This window comes from Bradyrhizobium ivorense, assembly GCF_900696085.1.
GTDB classification, from domain to species: domain Bacteria; phylum Pseudomonadota; class Alphaproteobacteria; order Rhizobiales; family Xanthobacteraceae; genus Bradyrhizobium; species Bradyrhizobium ivorense.
In genome coordinates this window covers 44,693-58,360 of sequence record NZ_CAADFC020000025.1, presented here as the reverse complement: position 1 = coordinate 58,360, position 13,668 = coordinate 44,693, and the positions used below count along the sequence as shown (strand labels likewise).

9 protein-coding genes and 1 pseudogene are annotated in these 13,668 nt (G+C 65.6%); 6 read left to right on the top strand and 4 right to left on the bottom strand.

The features are described 5' to 3' along the window. Nucleotides 1-82 precede the first annotated feature (82 nt). Together CI41S_RS30485 and CI41S_RS30480 are read right to left on the bottom strand one after the other, a co-directional pair. The gene (locus tag CI41S_RS30485) at nucleotides 83-2,767 is read right to left on the bottom strand and encodes a bifunctional diguanylate cyclase/phosphodiesterase (protein ID WP_244626736.1); all 2,685 of its coding nucleotides are present in this window, start codon (nucleotides 2,765-2,767) and stop codon (nucleotides 83-85) included. Between the two features lie 134 nt (nucleotides 2,768-2,901). Beyond that, nucleotides 2,902-3,579: a hypothetical protein gene (locus tag CI41S_RS30480; protein WP_139862883.1), complete on the bottom strand. Its 678-nt coding sequence runs from the start codon at nucleotides 3,577-3,579 to the stop codon at nucleotides 2,902-2,904. A 27-nt stretch (nucleotides 3,580-3,606) separates the two neighbouring features. On the opposite strand from CI41S_RS30480, the gene CI41S_RS30475 reads away from it, so the two are divergent. From CI41S_RS30475 to CI41S_RS30455, 5 genes and pseudogenes are all read left to right on the top strand, one after another. After that, nucleotides 3,607-3,840 (top strand): hypothetical protein, encoded by a 234-nt coding sequence (locus CI41S_RS30475; protein WP_139862882.1) that lies wholly within the window; start codon nucleotides 3,607-3,609, stop codon nucleotides 3,838-3,840. 77 nt (nucleotides 3,841-3,917) lie between these two features. Further along, on the top strand, nucleotides 3,918-4,280 hold the full coding sequence (locus CI41S_RS30470) for a hypothetical protein (protein ID WP_139862881.1): 363 nt from the start codon (nucleotides 3,918-3,920) through the stop codon (nucleotides 4,278-4,280). 114 nt (nucleotides 4,281-4,394) lie between these two features. Then, nucleotides 4,395-5,615: an efflux RND transporter periplasmic adaptor subunit gene (locus tag CI41S_RS30465; RefSeq protein ID WP_139862880.1), complete on the top strand. Its 1,221-nt coding sequence runs from the start codon at nucleotides 4,395-4,397 to the stop codon at nucleotides 5,613-5,615. Continuing rightward, nucleotides 5,608-8,832 carry an efflux RND transporter permease subunit gene (locus CI41S_RS30460; protein ID WP_139862879.1) on the top strand — a complete coding sequence of 1,075 codons (3,225 nt, stop codon included), beginning with the start codon at nucleotides 5,608-5,610 and terminating at the stop codon, nucleotides 8,830-8,832. The genes CI41S_RS30465 and CI41S_RS30460 overlap by 8 nt, the downstream gene beginning before the upstream one ends. A 138-nt stretch (nucleotides 8,833-8,970) precedes the next feature. Next, a pseudogene (locus CI41S_RS30455) lies at nucleotides 8,971-10,809 on the top strand (alkaline phosphatase family protein). Between the two features lie 41 nt (nucleotides 10,810-10,850). Here the strand turns inward: CI41S_RS30455 and CI41S_RS30450 are convergent. Further along, nucleotides 10,851-11,432: a hypothetical protein gene (locus CI41S_RS30450; protein WP_139862878.1), complete on the bottom strand. Its 582-nt coding sequence runs from the start codon at nucleotides 11,430-11,432 to the stop codon at nucleotides 10,851-10,853. A gap of 388 nt (nucleotides 11,433-11,820) precedes the next feature. Here CI41S_RS30450 and CI41S_RS30445 point away from each other — a divergent pair, with 388 nt between their 5' ends. Beyond that, nucleotides 11,821-12,480 carry a peroxiredoxin gene (locus CI41S_RS30445; RefSeq protein ID WP_139862877.1) on the top strand — a complete coding sequence of 220 codons (660 nt, stop codon included), beginning with the start codon at nucleotides 11,821-11,823 and terminating at the stop codon, nucleotides 12,478-12,480. 33 nt (nucleotides 12,481-12,513) lie between these two features. On the opposite strand, the gene CI41S_RS30440 is transcribed toward CI41S_RS30445, so the two are convergent. Then, the gene (locus CI41S_RS30440) at nucleotides 12,514-13,386 is read right to left on the bottom strand and encodes a DMT family transporter (protein ID WP_139862876.1); all 873 of its coding nucleotides are present in this window, start codon (nucleotides 13,384-13,386) and stop codon (nucleotides 12,514-12,516) included. Nucleotides 13,387-13,668: the final 282 nt, after the last annotated feature.

Below are 13,668 nucleotides of genomic sequence, written 5' to 3'. Positions count from 1 at the left end.
CTGAAAGTCGTCGTTGGACTCCCAATTTGAGGCGGCATGGATTGTTCCTGATGGATCGAAGGCGCTTCGAACGGCGGATCGCTCAGGCGGCGTCTTCGACGCTGTCGGCTGCCAGCAGCGTCCGCAGGTCGGGTGCGGGAACCGGCCTGCTGAACAGATAGCCCTGCATCTGGGTGCAGCCGAGCATCTGCACGGTGTCGCGCTGCTGGTCGGTCTCGACGCCTTCGGCCGTCGTGATCATGTTGCGGTCGGCGGCGATCGAGACCACCGCGCGGATGATCGAGGCCGAGCCGGAGTTACGGGTCACTTCCTTGACGAAGCTGCGGTCGATCTTGATCTTGTCGAACGGGAAGCGCTGCAGATATTGCAGCGACGAGTAGCCGGTGCCGAAATCGTCGAGCGCGATGTGGACGCCGAGTGCGCGAAGCTGGCCGAGCGTGACCAGCGCCGCATCGTCGTCGGCGATCAGCACCGCCTCGGTGATCTCGAGCTCGAGCCGCCGCGCGTCGAGCCCGCTCTCGGCGAGCGCGCTCGCGACCTTCAGCGACAGCGTCTCCGATTTGAACTGCACCGGCGAAACGTTGACCGCGACCCGCACATGCGCCGGCCACGCCGCCGCCTCGATGCACGCGGTGCGCAGCACCCACTGCCCGATGTCCTCGATCAGGCCGGTTTCCTCGGCAACCGGCACGAACTCCGCCGGCGAGATCATGCCGCGCACCGGATGGCGCCAGCGCAGCAGCGCTTCGCAGCCGGTCACCTCGTCGCTGCGCAGATCGACCAGCGGCTGATAGTGCAGCTCGAAGCCGCCCTCGGCCAGCGCGGTGCGCAGGTCGGCCTCCAGCTCGCGGCGCAGATTGGCCTGGGCTTCCATCGCCGGATCGAAGAAGCGATAGGTCCGGCGGCCGGCCGCCTTGGCGGCGTACATCGCAAGGTCGGCGCATTTGAGCAGGCCGAACAGGTCGGCGCCATGGCGCGGCGCGATCGCGATCCCGATGCTGGCATCGCCGGACAGCCGATGGCCGTGGCAGTCGAACGCCGCGCGCAGCGACTGATAGATCCGCGCGACCAGTCCGTTGACGTCGTCATCCGAGGCGATGTCGTGCTGCACGATCGCGAACTCGTCGCCGCCGAGGCGTGCGATGAAGTCGTTCGGCCCGACCGACCGGCGCAGCTTCTCGGCCACGCTGCGCAGGAATTCGTCGCCGACCAGATGGCCGAGCGTGTCGTTGATGCGCTTGAACTCGTCGATATCGATGTAGAGGATCGCGAATTCGCGCGCGGCGGGCTCGAGCAGCAGCCCTTCCGCGTGGCGCTGGAACAGCATCCGGTTCGGCAGATTGGTCAGCGCATCGTAATGCGCGAGATACTCGATCCTGGCCTGGGCGCGCCGGCCCTCGGTGACGTCCTCGAGCGTGGTGGCCCAGCCGCCGTCGGGCGAACGCTTGTAGATCAGGCGGATGTTGCGGCCGTCGGGCGTCGCGATCACCATGTCCTGGACCTCGGCATTGTCAGGACTGGTGAAACGGGCGCAGTAGTCGTCGACGTCGCCAACAAAGGAGCCGGTCGCCTGTCGGTGCAGGATCAGCTCGCGCAGGTGGCAGCCGGGCCTTGCGATCTCCGGCGAGATACCGAACATCTCGATATATTGCTGATTGCAGATCACCAGCCGGCCCGAGGCGTCGAACAGCAGCAGGCCCTGCGTCATGGTGTTGATAGCGGTGTCGAGATGCTGGCTCTTCTCGGACAGCCGGCGCCGCGCCGCCTCGTGCTGGCGCTGCAGCTGGCGCACGATCAGGAAGATCGTGACGACGACGATCAGCACCGCGAGCACAGCGGCGCAGAACTGCAGCTTGGTCTGGGCGCGCCAGTCCTCCAGTGCGGTGGACGTCCGGGTCGTCGCCAGGATCAGGATCGGAAAATGCGACAGCGACCGGACCGCCCCGACATTCTCCTCGCCCGACGTGCCGGCGAAGCGGCCCGACGTGTTGCCGCCGAGGCTCAGGACCTTGCGGAACAGCGGCTGATCGATGACGTTGCGGCCGACCACGCTGGCATCCTGCGGGTAGCGGGCGATGATGGTGCCGTCGCGGTGAATCATCGAGATCACGGTGTCGCCGTTCAGCGCCAGCGACGCGACGAAATCCTCGAAATGGCTGGGCTCGACGCCGCGGCTGGCAAAGCCGATGATCTCGCCGTTACGGCCGGTGATCCGGCGGGCGAAGATCGTGGTCCAGTTGCCGGTCACCTTGCTCATCGCCGGCTCGACGATGACCGGCGACGTCGGCCTGCCCGAGGTGAATTCCTGATAGTAGCGCCGGTCAGCGATATTGATGTCGGGCACCGGCCACATCTCGGACGAGTTGATCAGCCAACCCTTGGCGTTGAAGACATTGAGCCCGCCGACATGCGGCAGAGCCGCAAGGCGGGTGCGCAGCATCTCGTGCGCGCTGAGCAGCGACATCGTCTTTTCGAACTGGTCGGCGGTGTCGACCTGACCGGCCTGCAGGTAGCTCACGATATCGTCGTGGACGTGCTGGAGATCGCTGAGCTGCTGGTCGAAATGCCGCGACAGCAACAGCGCCGTGTTGTTGAGCTCGCGCTCGGACATCTCCAGCGCACGCTCGCGAAACTGCAATGCAAGGTAGCCGGTGCCGAGCGTGATGGCGAGCACCAGCAGCGCGGCGCTCAGCACGAGCCACTGGATGGCGCCCATCCGCGTGGCGCGCAGCACACCTTTGATCGACAGCCACCGGTTTTCCGGCATCGCGCTGCACGTTGAACCAACCGACATTTTCCTGCCCTGCGGGTGCCCTTGTACGGGAACACAACCCAAGGGGTCGTTAGGAAAATCAGTTATCGGGGGGTTAAGACGATCGCGGCCGGCACGACAACGCTCGGTCAGGAGGCCGCCGCTTGCGTTGCGCCGGCCTCTTTCAGGCTGCACTCGATCAGCGCGCCCTCGATGGTGAACTTCGAAAACGGGGAATGCGGCGTAGCGGCCTGGAGCGGCGCGAAGAATTGCGAGTCGCCGGGGCTCTTCAGGAAGAAGCGGATGTGGTTCGCCGACAGCGCATCCCGCGAGAGCCAGATGATCCCGGAGAACAATGCCACAAGGATCTGCGCGTATTCACCGGTGTCGGCAAGGCCGAGGTCATAGATCGGAGAGACGTTGACGAAGCGCACGTTCAAGGCCGGCGTTGGATATTTGCTCATCAACAGGCGCCTGACCTGGCAGACCGCGTGAACGCGCTGATCGTCGGCCAGATAGTACAGACCCTGATTGTCGCCTTCCTTGGCGGTCAGCGCATCGAACGCCGCGATGCCGCCGAAGCTGGCAAAATCCTCGCCGACGCCTTCAGCGTCCTTCTTCCACCGTGCCTTGATGTTTCTCCAGGACCGTTCGGGGTCCTTGATTGGCAGAAGCCGCATGGTTAACCGGAGGTTCGCGCGGGGGCAGGATCGCGACGACATTATGTCGGAGGCATTAAGCCTTTGCTTACGGCGGTAGCCGGGTGCGTTGTTTGCCTGGGCATGGTCGTATCGGTTGAAGAGGCGGTCACCGGCAAGCATGCTCACACAACACGATCGAGACCGGGCCACGCGATGGATGCACTGACGCTGTTCGGATTGTTCGCGGTGACGCTGATGCTGGTCTGCTATGCGGCCGAAGACCGCAGCCCGTGGTTCATCCTGGCGTTCGCCGTCGCCTGTGCGCTCGGCTCGGCCTACGGCTTCCTGCAGGGCGCCTGGCCATTCGGCCTCGTCGAGGCGGTCTGGGCCGTGGTCGCCGCGCGCAGATGGTGGCTGCGCCGCGCTGCCGACCGCGTAACGTTATAGCATTCGCATTGTGTTCCCGGCGAATCTGCCGCGGGCGCAAGCTTGAACGGGTGCGGATGCGGCGCTAACTAGGGCGCATGGAGACGTCATCAGCCACGATTCGATCTTCCCTGCGCGGGACGCGCCGCTGGCGCAGCCTGCTCGCGGGATTGATTTCGTTTGCGCTGGTGCTGTCCTTCTTCCACGGCTGGACCTTCGACGGCGATGACGACGCGGCTTCTGCCATCGCCATTGCGCAGTCGATCAACGACACCGGCGGCAAGGCCCCGGCGCATCCGGCCGCGCTCCACGGCGATCATTGCCTGACGCACGTTGCGTCGGTCGCGCCGCTCGTGGCCGCGTTCCCCGTCGCGTACTCACTGCATGCCTATGGCGACGCCAGCATGTACCTGCCGGGCTCGGCCGACCGCCTCTCTCCGTTCAAACCGCCACGCGCCTGATCCGGTCGGCATGACCGGCCGCGTCTCGCGGCCCTCGGGGCCGCGAGACGGATTCCGCACAGATCGATGTTGCGACAGCGCGAGCCCTTTGGCCTGCGCTGCGGAGAGGCGCAGATGAAACGGATTGTTCTATTTCTCGCCGGTGTCGCCGCCGGCATCGGATTGGTTGTTCTGGCGGCCGGATCGATGGGCTGGCCGGTCACGCTGCCGGCTGCACGGCAGGACACCGCGACAGCGGGCTCGAAAGCCGAGGCCAGGCACGAAGCGCCCGGACACATCGAGCTTGCCGACGACCAGGTTCGCGACGCCGGCATCACGCTGGCGCAGGCCAGCGGCGGCATGCTGAAGCGGCATTTCCTCGCGCCGGGGTCGCTGATCCCCGACGCCGACCATATCGGCCGCGTCTCGGTGCGCGTGCTGGGAACGGTCACCGAACTGCGCAAGCGTCTCGGCGACAGTGTCGCGAAGGGCGAGATCGTCGCCGCGATCGAGAGCCGCGAGGTGGCCGACGCCAAGAGCGGATACCTCGCTGCGCTCCTGACCAACGATCTGCAGCAGACGCTCTACGTCAGGCAGAAGACGCTGGTCGAGAGCCGCACCGTGTCGGAGAACGAGTTCCTGCGCACGCGCCTGACCGCGAACGACGCCCAGATCAAACTCGACGGCGCGCGGCAAAAGCTGTTTGCGCTGGGCCTTTCGGAGAGCGAGATCGCCGACCTGCCGAACCAGCCGCCGGAAAGCCTGCGCACCCAGTTCCTGCGGGCGCCGATCTCGGGCCGGGTCTCGGAGCGGCGCGTCGATCTCGGCGGCCTGATCGGCCGCGAGGGCCAGGAAAGCGAGCTCTACGTCATCGTCAATCTCGACGACATCTGGGTCGACCTCGCGGTCTCGCCCGAGGACATCGGCGCGGTCCGCGAAGGCGTCTCGGTCAAGATCCGCGCCATCGGCACCGAGGACGAAGCCGGCGCCGACGTGATCTTCGTCAGCCCCCTGCTCGACCGTGAAACCCGCAACGCGCGCGTGATCGCGACCCTGCCCAACAAGGAGCACCGCTGGAAGCCCGGCACCTTCGTCACCGCGGAAGTGCCGCTCGCCGGCGCGCCATCGAGGGTGATCGTCTCGAAGAAGGCGCTGCAGACCATCAAGGGTACGCCGACGGTGTTCGTGCGCGACGCCGACGGCTTTGAGGCGAGGTCCGTCCGCACCGGCCGCGAGGATGATGACGATATCGAGATCGTCGCCGGCCTCGCCGCCGGCGAGACCATCGCCGTGCAAAACACTTTTACGCTGAAGGCCGAGCTCGAGAAGGACGAGGCGGAGCACAGCCATGATTGAGCGCATCATCGGTCTTGCGATCCAGCGCCGCTGGGTCGTCGTGACGCTCGCCGCCATCCTGATGCTGCTCGGCGGCGTCGCGCTGACAAAACTGCCGATCGACGCGGTGCCCGACATCACCAACAAGCAGGTGCAGATCAATACCACGGCCCCCGCGCTGTCGCCGGCGGAAATCGAGAAGCAGATCACCTTCCCGATCGAAACCGCGCTGGCGGGCGCGCCGGGACTGGAGAGCACGCGGTCGCTGTCCCGCAACGGCTTTTCGCAGATCACCGCCGTGTTCAGCGAAGGCACCGACATCTATTTCGCCCGCCAGCAGATCGGTGAGCGCCTGACCGAGGTTCGCGCGCGCCTGCCGCAGGGCATCGAGCCACGGATCGGCCCGACCTCGACCGGGCTCGGCGAAATCTACATGTGGACCGTCCACTTCTCGGGCCAGCCGGTGCAGACCGACGGCGCGCCGGGCCTGCAGAGCGACGGCCGCTTTCTCACCGCCGACGGGCAGGTCCTGCACAGCGAGGTCGAGAAGGACGCCTATCTGCGCACGGTGCAGGACTGGATCATCAAGCCGCAGATCAAGATGGTGCCCGGCGTCGCCGGCGTCGATTCGATCGGTGGCTATCTGAAGCAGTACCAGGTGCATCCCGATGCGGCCAAGCTGATCGCGCTCGGACTCACCTTCGCCGACGTCGCCAAGGCGATCGAGAGCAACAATGTCAGCCGCGGCGCGCGCTATATCGAGCGCAACGGCGAAGGCTTTGTGGTGCGCTCCGGCGGCCGCCTCGAGACCATGGATGAGCTCGGCGCCGTCGTCGTCACCACGCGTGGTGGCGTGCCGGTCCGCATCCGCGACCTCGCAACCGTGTCGATCGGCGGCGAGACCCGCACCGGCAGCGCCAGCGAGAACGGCCGCGAGGTCGTGGTCGGCACCGCGCTGATGCTGATCGGCGCCAACAGCCGCACGGTGTCGTCGGCGGTCGACGCCAAGCTGCGCGCGATTGCGCCGTCGCTGCCGGCCGGCGTCGAGGTCACGACGGTGCTCGATCGCACGCAGCTGGTCGATGCGACCATCGGCACGGTGGCGCGCAACCTCTCTGAAGGCGCGCTGCTGGTGATCGCGGTGCTGTTCCTGCTGCTCGGCAATTTTCGCGCTGCATTGATCACCGCCCTGGTGATCCCGATCGCCATGCTGATGACCGCGATCGGGATGTGGCAGGGCCGGATCAGCGCCAACCTGATGAGCCTCGGCGCGCTGGATTTCGGCCTGATCGTCGACGGCGCCGTCATCATCACCGAGAACAGCCTGCGCCACCTCGCCGAGAAGCAGCAGGCGCTCGGCCGCGTCCTCAGCCGCGACGAGCGGCTGGCCACAGTGCGCGCCTCCGCCGTCGAGATGGTGCAGCCGAGCCTCTACGGCCAGGCCATCATCCTTTTGGTCTACGTGCCGCTGCTGACCTTCACCGGCGTCGAAGGCAAGATGTTCGAGCCGATGGCGCTGACCGTGATCCTCGCGCTCGCCGCGGCCTTCGTGCTGTCGCTGACGCTGGTTCCTGCGCTGATCGCAATCGCCATCACCGGCCGCGTGCAGGAGCAGGAGAACCGTCTCGTCGCCACCTTGAAGCGCTGGTACAGCCCGCTGCTGCGGCGCTCCGTTGCAACACCCGTGCCGGTCATTGCAGTGGCGGTCGTGCTGTTCGCAACTGCCCTGTTCGGCTTCTCGCGCCTCGGCCAGGAGTTCATCCCCTCGCTCGACGAGAAAAACATCGCGATGCACGCGCTCAGAATTCCGAGCACGGCGCTGTCGCAGTCGCAGGCGATGCAGCTGTCGGTCGAGAAGACGGTCAGCCGCTTTCCGCAGGTGTCGTTCGTGTTCTCCAAGACCGGCACCGCGGAGGTGGCGAGCGATCCGATGCCGCCGAACGCCTCCGACACCTTCATCATCCTCAAGCCGCGCGAACAGTGGCCGGATCCGTCGATGACCAAGGAGCGGCTGATCGAGGACATTGCGAAGGCGGTCGGGCGCTTACCCGGCAACGTCTACGAGTTCACCCAGCCGATCCAGATGCGCTTCAACGAGCTGCTCGCCGGCGTGCGCGGCGACATCGCCGTCAAAGTGTTCGGCGACGAGTTCGAGCCGATGCAGAAGGCGGCGAACCAGATTGCGGCGGCGCTGCGCAGCGTCCGCGGCGCGAGCGACGTCAAGGTCGAGCAGGCCGGCGGCCTGCCCGTGCTCGAGATCAAGGTCGACAAGGCGGCGATCGCCCGGCGCGGGCTGAGCGTCTCGGCGGTGCAGGACGTGATCGGCGCCGCGGTCGGCGGCCAGGACGCCGGCGTCGTCTATGAGGGCGACCGCAGCTTCGACATCGTGGTGCGGCTGCCGGAGAGCGTGCGCTCCGATCTGGAGGCGCTGAGCAATCTGCCGGTCGCGCTGCCGAAGGCGACGCCGAGCTCGCCGGTGCAGAGCCTGCCGCTGAATCGTGTGGCGCAGTTCTCCTTCACCGAGGGGCCGAACCAGATCAGCCGCGAGAACGGCAAGCGCCGCATCGTGGTGACCGCCAATGTCCGTGGCCGCGATCTCGGCTCGGTGGTCGAGGAAGCCCAGGCCAAGGTCGCGCAAGCGGTCAAGCTGCCGCCCGGCTACTGGATGACCTGGGGCGGCCAATCCGAGAATCTCGCCGCCGCGCGCCAGCGCCTTGCGATCGTGGTGCCGGCCTGTTTTGCCATGATCTTTCTGTTGCTGCTGGCGGCGATGGGCTCGGCGCGCGATGCGCTTTTGGTGTTCAGCGCGGTGCCGCTGGCGCTCACCGGCGGCATCGCCGCGCTCTGGCTGCGCGGCATGCCGTTCTCGATCTCCGCCGCGGTCGGCTTCATCGCGCTGTCGGGCGTGGCGGTGCTGAACGGGCTCGTGATGCTGAGCTTCATCCGTCAGCTGCGCGATCGCGGCGTGCCGATGCGCGCGGCGATCGAGCAAGGCGCCCTCACCCGCTTCCGCCCGGTGGTGATGACGGCGCTGGTCGCCTCGCTCGGCTTCGTGCCGATGGCGTTTGCCACCGGCACCGGCGCCGAGGTGCAGAAGCCGCTCGCCACCGTCGTGATCGGCGGCCTGATCAGCGCAACGCTGCTGACGCTCGCCGTGCTGCCTGCGCTGTATGCGCGGTACGGCCATGCGGGCCGCGCCGCGCGTAATGAGAGAACGGCGATTCAGCCGGCGGAATGATGGGGTTTGCGCCGGCGCTTCGTTGGAGAAACTAAACTGTTGTCGCGGCGTGAGGACGCTGTAACAATTCTGTCATGTGGCAAAACTAAACGAAGACGGCGGCGATCTGCCGCGGGCTTGATCAGGGGGAATGAACACATGCGCCGTGCCATTACATTGCTGTCCGCGAGCATGATCGCGCTTTCTGCCGGCGCTGCGTCGGCGCAGAATGCAAAGCCCCGCAACCTCATTCTGTTCGTGCCGGACGGCCTGCGCGGTGGCATCGTGACGGCCGAGACGGCGCCGGCGATGGCCGAGATCCGCGACAAGGGCGTCAACTTCAAGAATTCGCATTCGCTGTTCCCGACCTTCACCATGGCGAACAGCTCGGCGCTGTCGACCGGCCATTACCTCGGCGACACCGGCACCTTCTCCAATACGATCTACACCGGCTACAGCTCGGCGCCGGCCGGCGATACCGTGGTGCCCTTCATCGAGAACGACGCCGTGCTCGCCGACGTCGACGACCATTTCAACGGCGACTAGCTCAACGAGGAGACGCTGCTGAAGATGGCCCGCGGCCAGGGGTTTAGCACCGCCGCCATCGGCAAGGTCGGCCCCACCCTGCTGTTCGACCACACCGATCGCGGCAAGAACACGATCGTGATCGACGATTCCACCGGCGGCAAGACCGGCGTGCCGCTCTCCGACGAGATGAAGGACGCCTTGACCAAGGCCGGCCTGCCGCTCGCCACCCCGAGCCGCGGCGACAACGCCAAGGCCGGCGATGCCAAGACCCCCGGCACCACCGTCGCCAATGTCGCGCAGCAGGTCTACATGGCCGATGTCGCGACCAAGGTGGTGCTGCCGATGTTCAAGGCGCGCAACAAGCCGTTCGTGCTGGTGTTCTGGTCGCGCGATCCCGACGGCAGCCAGCACAACACCGGCGACAGCCTCAACACCATCACCCCCGGTATCAACGGCCCGACCTCGATGGCCGGCATCAAGAACGCCGACAACAACCTCGCCCAGCTCCGCAAGGCGCTCGGCGACCTCGGCCTCGCCGACAGCACCAACATCATCGTCTCCTCCGACCACGGTTTTTCGACGATCTCGAAGGAGAGCAAGACCAGCCCGTCGGCCAAGATCGCCTACGACGACACGCCGAAGGACTTCCTGCCGATGGGTTTTCTGGCGATCGATCTCGCCAAGGCGCTGAACCTGCCGCTCTACGACCCCAACGACAAGAACGCCAAGGTCGCCGACAACGCCCACCCCAAAGCCGGCAACGGCGTGCTCGGCCAGGACCCGGCCAAGCCCGACGTCGTGATCGCGACCAATGGCGGCTCGGACCTGATCTACCTGCCGAACAAGGACAAAAAGCTTGCCGACCGCATCGTCAAGGCGCTGCTCGAGCAGGACTATGTCAGTGGCCTGTTCGTCGACGACAAGCTCGGCAAGTTTGCCGGCACGCTGCCGATGTCGAACCTCAATCTGAAGGGCAAGGCGGTGACGCCGAACCCGTCGATCGTGGTCAACTTCCGCTCCTGGTCGAGCGGCTGCGAGATCCCGACCAACTGCTCGGTCCAGATCGCCGACACCGTGCTGCGCCAGGGCCAGGGCATGCATGGCAGCTTCAGCCGTGGCGACACTTTCAACTTCACCGCGGCGATCGGCCCCGACTTCAAGTCGGGCTATGTCGACGCGCTGCCGGTCAGCAACGCCGACGTCGGCATGACCGCGGCGCAACTGCTCGGCCTGCGCGCGCCCAACAATGGCGGGCTAATCGGCCGGGTGATGTCGGAAGCGCTGCCCAACGGCATCGTGCCGAAGATGGCCGACGGCACCATCTCGTCGAAGCCGGCCGCCAACGGGCTGCGCACGGTGCTGAAATTCCAGCGCGTGCTTTCGACCCGCTATTTCGACGTCGCCGGATTCCCGGGGCGGACGCTCGGGCTCGAGGCCGAGGGCGGCAAACAGAAAACGGCGGGGAAGTGATCCCCGCCGCTCTCGAAAACCCCCAATCGGGATGATGGCCTTTACATCATCCCGATATCGAGCACGATGGGCAGCTGCGCCGCCAGCGGCAGCGCGGTAGCGCCGACCAGCGTGGCCACCAGCGCCGCCAGCGCACGGCCGGCGCGGCGCTTGCCGCGCATCTGGCCGGCGATCCATTCCAAAACCTTGGTGTCGATCTTGGCGCCCTGGGTCGGCGCCCAGCCCTCGATGTCGGTATCCGGCGACAATGCCACGGTGCGCGGCGGCACCGGCAGGCCGGACTCGGAGGCGGCATGATGGGCAATCGCCTTGGCGAGCAGGTCGTCGAATCTGCCGTCGTCCGAACGCTCGGCGGCGGCCTCGTTGATCGCGAACAGCGCCTCGATCTCGGCCCGGCTGACCGGCTGATGCTCGACAGCGGTCGCCGTCAGGATGCGCGCGCACCAGGCAGCGTCATCGGCATCGAGCGAGCGGGAGAAATGGATGCGGCCCCTGGTGGTCGGGCCTTCGCCGGTGATGACGCCGTCGCGTACAATGGTCAGCGCATGGGCGGCGGTCTTGCGGCAGGACGGTTGCAACGCACCGCTGAGAAACTCAGCGGTCTTGGTACTTGGGGCAGACATTGTTGGAGCTTTCAATTCCTATTCTGGAGCCAGCTTTTCCATGCGGGCGTAAACGAGTGGTTAATGATTCGGAACTTGCGTTCCGAGATTTTTAGATGGTTGCCATTTGGTCGCCGTGACCCCTGTCACGGTTCGGTCGTATAACAACCAGGGGCGGCGTGATGGCGGCGATAAGCGGCATTATCTGGGCATACCGAAGCTTTTCGTGCCGCCGGGGCTATTTCGCCGCACGCGCACGGATCAAAAGAAGGTGTTATGAGTTCCGCCTCTGAGAGAAGAATTTCACCTTTTTCATCAGCTAGTTCACTTGAGCCTTTGCGCGCCGTATACTGGCGCGGACGCCTCTAAAACGAATTCATCAGCAACTTCAATGAGATGAGGTAAGATCATGGCACTCCCGATTGGCACCGTTGCACCCGATTTCGAAGCTGAGACCACGGAAGGTAAAATCCGGTTCCACGACTGGATCGGCAACAGCTGGGCCCTCCTGTTCTCCCATCCGAAGGATTTCACCCCGGTCTGCACCACCGAGCTCGGCGCACTGGCGAAGCTGAAGCCCGAATTCGACAAGCGCGGCGTCAAGCTCATGGGCCTGTCGGTCGATCCGGTCGACCGCCACGCCAAATGGTCCGAGGACATCAAGGAAACCCAGGGTGCCGCGCCGAACTATCCGATGATCGGCGACACCGACTTCAACGTCTCCAAGCTCTACGAGATGCTGCCGGCCTCGACCTCCGGCGATCCCCTCACCCGCACGCCGGCCGACAACCAGACCGTCCGCAACGTGTTCGTGATCGGGCCGGACAAGAAGATCAAGCTGGTGATGGTCTATCCGATGACCACCGGCCGCAATTTCCAGGAGATCCTGCGCTCGATCGACTCGCTGCAGATGACCGCCAAGCACCGCGTCGCCACCCCCGCCGACTGGAAGCAGGGCGAGGACGTGATCATCGCGGGCTCGGTCACTGACGACGAGGCCAAGACGATCTATCCGCAGGGCTGGAAGTCGCCGAAGCCGTATATCCGCATCGTGCCGCAGCCGAAGTAACCGCCCGCGATTGCGCAGGGCGCGTGAGCGAGCCTATCCGCGGCGGTTGACCAGCAGCACCGCCGCGGCACAGGCCGCCATACCCATGATCGCGACGGTGTCGAGCCGCTCGTTGAACAGCACATAGGCCATCAGCGCGGTCACCGCCGGCACCAGATAGAAAAGGCTTGCGACCGAAGTCGCGGCATGATGGCGGATCAGCCAGTACAACAGCCCGATCGAGCCGACCGACAGCGCGAACACCAGCCAGGCCAGCGCCAGCACGAATTCGGCGTTCCAATGCACGACGTTGGTCTCGAACATATAGGCGCCGATGCCGAAGAAGATCGTCACCGCGACGTACTGCACGAGATTGCCGGCGCGCCAGTCGATCCGGTTGCAGTAGCGCCGCTGATAGAGCGTGCCGAGCGTGATTGATATCAGCGAGACGATCGAGGCGAGCCAGCCCCAGCCGGCCTCGCCGGTCAGCGGCCGGTCGTGCAGGATCAGCACGACGCCGGCGAGCCCGAGCACCAAGCCGCCCCATTGCAGCGGCGTGACGCGCTCGCCGAGCCAGCGATTTGCAATCGTCGAGGTCAGGATCGGCTGCAGTCCGGGGATCAGCGCCGACAGCCCGGCCGGAATCGAATGCGCGATCGCAATCGCAGTGCCGCCGAGATAGAAGCCGTGCACCAGAATGCCGGCCACCGCGCTGTGGAAAACGCCGATGCGGTCCGGCCATGTCGGCCGCGCCACCGCGGCAATCACCGCCATCACCACCACTACGAACGCCATCCGGATCGCCAGATAGGTCAGCGGCTCCGCGTTGTTGATGACGTATTTGGTGCCGATAAATCCGGTGCTCCACAGCACGACAAAGATCGCCGGCGCCAGACGAGCGGCAGTTGCCTCGAAGCTCTTGTTCATTTGCGGCCGTCATTGCCCGAAGATGAGGCACTCGGCAATCGCGATTTTAGCAACCTTGCTGCGCGGGTGGTTTGCGCATGGTGCCTCTTGAACCGTCATCCTGAGGTGCGAGCGTTGCGGCGCAATTGCGCCGCTGAGCGAGCCTCGAAGGATGAATCGGCCAGGCTGGTGGCCGTCGATCCTTCGAGGCTCGCAAGAGCTCGCACCTCAGGATGACGGATCTGATAGCTCTTTCAGCGACGCGTGCCGGTGATCCAGTATTCCAGAGGCTGCAGTGATTGA

Excerpts from the sequence above, each read along its gene's own strand:
- CI41S_RS30485 (WP_244626736.1), bottom strand. The coding sequence starts at position 2,767 with ATGCCGGAAAACCGGTGGCTGTCGATCAAAGGTGTGCTGCGCGCCACG.
- CI41S_RS30475 (WP_139862882.1), top strand. The coding sequence starts at position 3,607 with ATGGATGCACTGACGCTGTTCGGATTGTTCGCGGTGACGCTGATGCTG.
- CI41S_RS30470 (WP_139862881.1), top strand. The coding sequence starts at position 3,918 with ATGGAGACGTCATCAGCCACGATTCGATCTTCCCTGCGCGGGACGCGC.
- CI41S_RS30465 (WP_139862880.1), top strand. The coding sequence starts at position 4,395 with ATGAAACGGATTGTTCTATTTCTCGCCGGTGTCGCCGCCGGCATCGGA.
- CI41S_RS30460 (WP_139862879.1), top strand. The coding sequence starts at position 5,608 with ATGATTGAGCGCATCATCGGTCTTGCGATCCAGCGCCGCTGGGTCGTC.
- CI41S_RS30450 (WP_139862878.1), bottom strand. The coding sequence starts at position 11,432 with ATGTCTGCCCCAAGTACCAAGACCGCTGAGTTTCTCAGCGGTGCGTTG.
- CI41S_RS30445 (WP_139862877.1), top strand. The coding sequence starts at position 11,821 with ATGGCACTCCCGATTGGCACCGTTGCACCCGATTTCGAAGCTGAGACC.
- CI41S_RS30440 (WP_139862876.1), bottom strand. The coding sequence starts at position 13,386 with ATGAACAAGAGCTTCGAGGCAACTGCCGCTCGTCTGGCGCCGGCGATC.